This window comes from Gordonia sp. (in: high G+C Gram-positive bacteria), assembly GCF_047606305.1.
Lineage (GTDB): Bacteria > Actinomycetota > Actinomycetes > Mycobacteriales > Mycobacteriaceae > Gordonia.
The window spans coordinates 20418-27400 of the sequence record NZ_JASGER010000056.1 but is presented as its reverse complement, the minus strand read 5'-3'; the positions used below and the strand labels follow the sequence as shown (position 1 = coordinate 27400).

At 70.7% G+C, this 6983-nt stretch carries 9 protein-coding genes; 4 read left to right on the top strand and 5 right to left on the bottom strand.

Going from position 1 to position 6983, the window contains the following annotated elements:
- Positions 1–89 precede the first annotated feature (89 nt).
- Positions 90–1349 carry a hypothetical protein gene (locus QM634_RS08870; RefSeq protein WP_415042416.1) on the top strand — a complete coding sequence of 420 codons (1260 nt, stop codon included), beginning with the start codon at positions 90–92 and terminating at the stop codon, positions 1347–1349.
- Here QM634_RS08870 and QM634_RS08865 read toward each other — a convergent pair.
- Positions 1336–2133 (bottom strand): ParA family protein, encoded by a 798-nt coding sequence (locus tag QM634_RS08865; protein ID WP_415042415.1) that lies wholly within the window; start codon positions 2131–2133, stop codon positions 1336–1338. The genes QM634_RS08870 and QM634_RS08865 overlap by 14 nt on opposite strands.
- 10 nt (positions 2134–2143) lie before the next feature.
- On the bottom strand, positions 2144–2563 hold the full coding sequence (locus tag QM634_RS08860) for a hypothetical protein (protein WP_415042414.1): 420 nt from the start codon (positions 2561–2563) through the stop codon (positions 2144–2146).
- A 52-nt stretch (positions 2564–2615) separates the two neighbouring features.
- Between QM634_RS08860 and QM634_RS08855 the strand changes: the two genes are divergently transcribed.
- Positions 2616–3578 carry a diacylglycerol/lipid kinase family protein gene (locus QM634_RS08855; RefSeq protein WP_415042413.1) on the top strand — a complete coding sequence of 321 codons (963 nt, stop codon included), beginning with the start codon at positions 2616–2618 and terminating at the stop codon, positions 3576–3578.
- A gap of 233 nt (positions 3579–3811) precedes the next feature.
- Positions 3812–4066 (top strand): WhiB family transcriptional regulator, encoded by a 255-nt coding sequence (locus QM634_RS08850; RefSeq protein WP_007322075.1) that lies wholly within the window; start codon positions 3812–3814, stop codon positions 4064–4066.
- A gap of 58 nt (positions 4067–4124) precedes the next feature.
- Here QM634_RS08850 and QM634_RS08845 read toward each other — a convergent pair whose 3' ends face one another.
- The gene (locus QM634_RS08845) at positions 4125–5639 is read right to left on the bottom strand and encodes a sensor histidine kinase (RefSeq protein WP_415042412.1); all 1515 of its coding nucleotides are present in this window, start codon (positions 5637–5639) and stop codon (positions 4125–4127) included.
- A gap of 130 nt (positions 5640–5769) precedes the next feature.
- On the opposite strand from QM634_RS08845, the gene QM634_RS08840 reads away from it, so the two are divergent.
- A complete protein-coding gene (locus QM634_RS08840) occupies positions 5770–5844 on the top strand; it encodes a 50S ribosomal protein bL37 (RefSeq protein WP_153805149.1) in 75 nt (24 codons plus the stop codon).
- Positions 5845–5877: 33 nt separating this feature from the next.
- Here QM634_RS08840 and rsrA read toward each other — a convergent pair whose 3' ends face one another.
- Together rsrA and QM634_RS08830 are read right to left on the bottom strand one after the other, a co-directional pair.
- Complete coding sequence (gene rsrA, locus QM634_RS08835) at positions 5878–6252, bottom strand: mycothiol system anti-sigma-R factor (RefSeq protein WP_415042411.1); 375 nt, start codon at positions 6250–6252, stop codon at positions 5878–5880.
- Positions 6249–6983: a sigma-70 family RNA polymerase sigma factor gene (locus QM634_RS08830; protein WP_415042410.1), complete on the bottom strand. Its 735-nt coding sequence runs from the start codon at positions 6981–6983 to the stop codon at positions 6249–6251. Before QM634_RS08830 ends, rsrA begins: the two co-directional genes overlap by 4 nt.

The window sequence follows — 6983 nt, the reverse complement described above, 5'->3', positions numbered from 1 at the left end:
GGCAAGGGCACCGGCGGTGCCGCGGACCAGGCCCAGGCGCCCACCGCGGCTGCGGCCGACTGAGCCCACCCCCGAGTAACGACCCACGGATGCGACCGCTGCGGCGACGACCCGTCGACCTCGCCGTGTCCGCGGCCATCGTCGTGGCGCTGGTCATCGCCGCGACGGCCGCCTGGTACTTCAGCTCGGCACGGCGCACGACGCTGACCCCGGCGACCGCCACCCCGTCGGCGCAGCCGTATCCGGCCGGCGTCCCGGCGAGCCTGCGCCAACTGTGGACGGCGCGGTCCGCGGACACCCGTTCGCCGCAGATCACCGATGCCGTCGTCGTGACCGGCGACGACCGCACCGTCGCGGGCCGCGACCCCGCCACCGGCAGGGTCCTGTGGAGCTATCGGCGCTCACTTCCCCTGTGTGGCGTGCTGGCCGCCTGGTCGCCCAGCACGCCGACCGCACTGTCGGCCTACCGCAACTCCCGCGGTTGCGGCGAGGTCACCGCGATCGACGCGAGCAAGGGCGTCCGGCGGTTCACCCGCAGCTCGGACGCCGACACGGCGGTGACCCTGCAGTCCGACGGCGGCTATGTGCTGAGCCTGGGTGCGACGCGGCTGGAGACCTGGGGGTCGAACCTGGTCCGCGGCATCGAGTACGGCCGGGTCGACGCGCGGGTCAAACCCGACCGCGGACCCCACGACGGGAGCGGCTGCCGGATCTCCTCCGGGATGACCTCCGGTGACCGTGTCGCGCTCGTCGAGCACTGCACCGGCGATGCCGGCTACCGGCTGACCGTGGTCGGCGCCGTCGTCGACAAGGACGAGAAGATCAGCCTGTACGGCACCACGGTCATCACCAGCGGAACGGCCTTCGCCCCGCCGGTCGTCGTGGCGATGTCCGAATCGGCCGTCGCGGTGTACGACGGCGGCGCCAACAGCCCGGAGCCGACCCCGCCGTCCATCCGCGCCTTCGACTCCGACGGGAACGAGACCGGGCGCCACCGCGTGCCCGGCGGCCCCGAGCTGCCCCGCGGGGAGGTGTCCACCGACGCGGAGGGACTGGCGACGGTGTGGACCGGGTCGGCCACCGTCGCGATCGACACGACCACGATGCGGCCCACGTTCACCGTCCCGGACACCCGTGGTCCGGGCGTCTCTGTCGACGGGCGGATGTTGATCCCCGATGCCCGCGGCTACCTTGTCGTCGACGCGGCCACCGGCCACCGGATCGGGGACCTGCCGGTGCCCCGCGAGCCGGGCACCGACGCACCGATCGTGCCGGCGCTCATCGGCGCCCAGGTCGTCGAACAGCGCGGCCCGACGATCACCGCCTACGGTCCCGCTACGCCTCGGTGAGGGCGAAGGTCTCCAGCTCGGCGCCGGTGGACCAGTGGTTCCACAGGTTCTTCGCCAACTCGCGATAGGCGACGGCACCCTTGTTCTTGCGCCCGCGCAGCACCGACGCCCCCGAGGCCGACGCTTCGGCGAAGCGCACCGTGCGCGGGATGGGCGGGTTGATGACCGACAGGTCGTAGCGGTCGGCGACGTCGGCGAGCACGTCGCGGCTGTGTGTGGTGCGCGCGTCGTAGAGCGTGGCGATCGCGCCGGTCAACTGCAGGTCGGGGTTGGTGATCTGCTGCACCTCGGTGACCGTGCGCAGCAGCTGCCCGACGCCGCGATGGGCGAGCGTCTCGCACTGCAGCGGCACCATGACCGAGTCGGCGGCGGTCAACCCGTTGAGCGTCAGCACCCCCAGCGACGGTGGGCAGTCGATGAGGATCACGTCGTAGTCCTCCGCCACTTCGGCCAGTGCCCGCTTGAGCGCGTACTCGCGGCCCGGACGCATGAGGAGCAGCGCCTCCGCGCCGGCCAGGTCGATGGTCGCCGGGAGCAGGGTGACACCGTCGTCGGTGGTCAGCAGGGCGTCGGTGATCTCCTCCTCGCCCAGCAGCACGTCGTGCACCGACACCTCGAGCTGGTCGGGGTCGTGGCCGAGGGAGAAGGTCAGACAGCCCTGCGGGTCGAGATCGACGACGAGGACCGACACGTCCAGTTCGGACAGGGCGGCCCCGAGCGAGACGGTGGTCGTCGTCTTGGCGACCCCGCCCTTCTGGTTGGCAATCGCGACGGTCGTGGTCATGCGACCCACTCTACGGTTCGTCGTCGGCGTCGGGTGCGGCGCCGCCACCCGCGGCCCACTCCAGCGCGGGAGCGGTGAACAGGGCGACCAGGGTGCCCAGGGCCCAGATCCCAAGCGGCACGCCGAGGACGGGTCGGTGGCTGTCGGTCAGCAGTGAATAGGCCACCGGCAGCAGGAGGATCTCGGCGACCACCGCGATGCCGCGGCCCCAGCGCTTCCCGCGGATGAGGGCGATGCCGCCGCCCAGGACGCTCAGCCCGATCAGCGCGCACCACAGCGCCAGTCCGTAGCCACTGGCGAAGTCCTCGTGGTGGCCGCCCATCTCGCGGATCACCAGGATGAGCGCGACGACCAGCCCGACCGCGCCCTGGACGGCGGTCGAGACGCCCGCCCAGCGAATCGGCCGCGGGACCATCGCACTGTTCTGCATGGTCCCAAGGGTATTGCGCGCCACCACCGCCGCCACCGTAGGGTGGTGTTCCGTGCGCGCATTGCTGATCGTCAACCCCTACGCGACCGCGACGACCCCGGCGGGCCGCGACACCCTGGCGCACACGCTGGGCTCGAGGATGGATCTGACCGTCGAGCAGACGACCCACCGCGGGCACGCCGAGGAGTTGGCCCGGCGCGCCCTCGACGGCGGCTACGACGCGATCGTCGTCCACGGTGGCGACGGCTCGGTGAACGAGGTCGTCAACGGGATGCTCGGCAAACCGTCGGATGTCCCGCCCGCCTCCCTCCCCCGGCTCGGCATCATCCCGGGCGGCAGCGCCAACGTGTTCGCCCGCGCACTGGACATCGACCCCGATCCGCTGCTCGCCACCGCCCAGTTGATCGACCTGCTCGAGTCGGGGGCCTCGCGCACCGTGAACCTCGGCATCGTCGACGATCGCTGGTTCCTGTTCAACTGCGGCATGGGCATCGACGCACACGTCGTCGCCGCGATGGAGGACAAGCGCAACCGGGGCAAGTCGGCCACCCCCACGCGCTACCTGTTCACGACGGTCGCGACGTTCCTGCGGCACCGGGCGGACCGACAGCGGTTCACCGTCACCGTCACCGAGCGCGGCGGTGCCACCCGCACTCTGCGCGACACCGCCTTTGCCTTCGTCTTGAACACGACGCCGTGGACCTATCTGCGCGGCAAGATCATCGAGACCAATCCGGGCACGACCCTGGCCGGCGGGCTCGGCGTCTTCGCCTCGTCGTCGTTGAGCGTCCCGCGCAACCTTCCGCTGGCCACCCGCCTGCTCGTGCGCGCCGACCCGCGCGCCCGCCACGTCTTCCGCAACGACGACGTCGAGGCCGTCGCCTTCGACGCACCGGGGGCCATGCCCACGCAGATCGACGGGGATTTCACCGGCGAACGCACCGAGATCGCGTTCTCCTACCGCGCCGACGCGCTGTCGGTCGTCGCGCCGCCCCAACCGCCCGCCGCGGCTTGACACGTCCGCGGGAGTCGACGCGGCCAAAACCGCACCCCAAGCGCGCAGTGATGTTGCACACGTGTTAATGGAAACCTATTGACTTCAGCCTGATTCGTGAAAGTATTCACAAGGAACACGAGCGGTCGAACGCCAGGTCGCCGAGCGTGAAACAGCCAGTAAAAACCAGCCAAATGCCCGTCAGGCTTATTAACGGGCGCGCATCGCTGCGCGCGTATGAGGAGATTTGAGAAATGGATTGGCGCCACAAGGCAATCTGTCGCGATGAAGACCCGGAGCTGTTCTTCCCGGTGGGGACCAGTGGCCCGGCTATTGCCCAGATCGCCGACGCGAAGCTTGTGTGCAACCGCTGCCCGGTGACCGCCGAGTGCCTGACCTGGGCCCTCGACTCGGGCCAGGATGCCGGCGTGTGGGGCGGCATGAGCGAGGACGAGCGCCGCGCCCTCAAGCGCCGCAACGCCCGCACCCGCGCGCGCAGCACGGTCTAAGACCTCAGACGAGAACAGAGCCCCGGACGCTTCGGCGTCCGGGGCTCTGTCGTGTGCCCTATTTGCCCAAGTCGGCGGTCACCGGGACCGCGATGTCGACCGATGTTCCGCCGGCGGCGGCGTTGGTGAACGCGACCGTGCCGCCGAGGTCGATCTCGACGAGGGTCCGCACGATCTGCAGCCCGAGGTTGCCACTGCTGCCGGGGTCGAACCCCTCGGGGATGCCGGCGCCGTTGTCGTCGACGCGGATCGCCAGGTCGCGCAGGCCGCGCCGCGCGTGCACCTCGATCCGCCCCTGCCGTCCGTCGGCGAAGCCGTGCTCGACCGAGTTCTGGATCAGTTCGGTCAGCACCATGACCAGCGGCATCGCCAGGTCCGCAGACAACACCCCGAACCGACCGGTGACGGCCACGTCGGCGCGCGGGGCGCCGGCGCTCGTCGCGTCGACCAGGACGGGCAACAGCCGGTGGACGACCTCGTCGACGTCGACCTCCTCGTCGACGCTGCCGGACAGGAACTCGTGCACCAGCGCGATCGAGGCGACCCGGCGGACCGCCTCGTTCAGCGCCGTCTGCGCATCCGGGTTGGCCGTGCGTCGGGCCTGCAGTCGCAGCAGTGCCGAGACACTCTGCAGGTTGTTCTTCACGCGGTGGTGGATCTCGCGGATCGTCGCGTCCTTGCTGATGAGCGCCCGGTCGCGGCGTTTGACCTCGGTGACATCGCGGACGAGGACGATCGCGCCGGTCGCCACGCCCCGCGGGCGCAACGGCACCGCGCGCACCAGGACCGTCGCCCGGCGCGCGTCGACCTCCATGCGCAGCACGCGGTCCTCACCCGTTGGCTCGAGCGCCGGTCCGGAGGCGGCCAGCGCGACCATCGCGGCCGCGTCCTGGGCGTCGAAGGCGTCGGTGACCAGATCGGCGAAGACATCGGCGAGGACCACGCCGGACAGCTCGCTGGTGAAGCCCATGCGGTGGAAGGCCGAGAGGGCGTTGGGGCTCGCGTACCGGACCACACCGTCGACGTCGACGCGGACGAAGCCGTCGCCGGCGCGCGGCGTCGACAGACCGCTCTCATTGCCTTCCACGACGGGGAAGGCGCCGTCGGCGACCATGTGGCACAGGTCGGCGGCCGACGCCTGGTAGGACCGCTCCAGCGGCGACGGGACGCGTTGCCCGGTGTCGGCGGCCGCCTGCGTCAGCACGGCGATCACCTCGCCCTCGAAGCGGACCGGGATCAGCTCGCGGCGCACCTCCGTTCCACCCGGGGCCGTGCCGCGGTCGACGGTGATCGCGCCGCGGGACATCGCCGTCCGCAGCGCCTCGGCGAGCTGCGCGTCGGCGACGTGGGTGACCTCGTCGCCGGGCAGGACGGTCGCCGAGGTGTTGGGGCGACACTGGGCGACGGTGAGGAACCCGCCGTGCGGGTCGTCGGCGTCGGGGACCGAGAGCAGGAGGTCGGCGAAGGACAGGTCGGCGAGCAACTGCCACTCCCCGACGAGGCGCTGCAGATGACCGCCCTGCTCGTCGGTGAGGCCGGTATGGGCGGCGAGGAGATCGGCGAGGGTGGACAACGCGCCTACCCGATTCCGGTCACTGCGTCACCCGTCATCTGCCCAACGTAGCGCACGTCGGCGGCCTCGTTTTCCCGCCGGGCACCCCGGCATGGAACAATGGGTCGGTAAGCCAGTGAAGGAGAACGCCATGGGTAAGCGTGGACGCAAGAAGCGCGGACGCAAGAAGAACGCCGCCAACCACGGTAAGCGGCCTAACGCCTGATCCGACCTCGGATCGAACCCGGGTGCCGCCGGCTCAGCGCCGGCCGCCCGGGTTTTCTGTGTCCGGGCCCGGCTCGACTGCCGTGGAGCGGATCGTCGTGCGCTGCACGGTGGTGCGCGACGTCCTCTCGCCGTCGGACACCTCGGTCACGGTCGTGGACTGACGGATCTGGACCCGTACCCGGTCGGCCAGGCCCTGGGGCGCGCGGTCGCCGCCGCACTTGCGACCGATCAGTTCCTTGATCTGCTTCTCGATGCCGTAGTGCTCGAGGCAGGCCGGGCAGGTGTCGAGGTGCTCCTGCAGGCGCGCACGGGCACCGGCGTCGCACTCGTTGTCGAGCAGCAGCCACACGTCGGCCAGGACGTTGGTGCAGTCGAGTGCCTCGAACCGGGGGTCGCTGCCGGTCACTGGGCCACCTCCGTCGTCGTACCGCGGTTGAAGCCGCGCTCGCGCGCGACGTCGGCGAGGAGGTCGCGCAGCTGTCGACGTCCGCGGTGCAGCCGCGACATCACGGTGCCGATCGGGGTGTCCATGATCTCGGCGATCTCCTTGTAGGGCAGACCCTCGACGTCGGCGTAGTAGACCGCCATCCGGAACTCCTCCGGCAACGCCTGGAGGGCCTCTTTGATCTCGTCGTCGGGCAGCGCGTCGAGCGCCTCGATCTCGGCGGACCGCAAGCCGGTCGACGAGTGCTCGGCGGTCTGCGCGAGCTGCCAGTCGGTGATCTCGTCGGTCGGGTACTGCGCCGGCTGCCGCTGCTTCTTGCGGTAGCTGTTGATGTAGGTGTTCGTCATGATCCGGTAGAGCCACGCCTTGAGGTTCGTGCCCTCGCGGAAGGACGAGAAGGCGGAGAACGCCTTGATCATGGTCTCCTGCACGAGGTCCTCGGCATCGGCCGGATTGCGGGTCATCCGCAGCGCGGCGCCGTAGAGCTGGTCGAGCAGGGGCAGCGCGTCACGCTCGAACCGCGCGGTCCGCTCCGCGTCGGTCTCGGCGCGCTCGTCGTCGACCGGTTCTGCCGCTTCGCTCACGAGGATCCTTTCGGTGCGCGACGGCCGAACATCGACCGGGCGCTGGCCCAAGTCTAGCGATCCGAAGATCTCGCGCCCCTCAATCGGGTGCAAGGTCGCGCATGCCAT

Bases quoted from the DNA above. Each gene is read 5' to 3' on its own strand.
- QM634_RS08860 (WP_415042414.1), bottom strand. From the start codon at position 2,563: ATGCAGAACAGTGCGATGGTCCCGCGGCCGATTCGCTGGGCGGGCGTC.
- QM634_RS08830 (WP_415042410.1), bottom strand. From the start codon at position 6,983: ATGGCATGCGCGACCTTGCACCCGATTGAGGGGCGCGAGATCTTCGGA.
- QM634_RS08870 (WP_415042416.1), top strand. From the start codon at position 90: ATGCGACCGCTGCGGCGACGACCCGTCGACCTCGCCGTGTCCGCGGCC.
- QM634_RS08850 (WP_007322075.1), top strand. From the start codon at position 3,812: ATGGATTGGCGCCACAAGGCAATCTGTCGCGATGAAGACCCGGAGCTG.
- QM634_RS08865 (WP_415042415.1), bottom strand. From the start codon at position 2,133: ATGACCACGACCGTCGCGATTGCCAACCAGAAGGGCGGGGTCGCCAAG.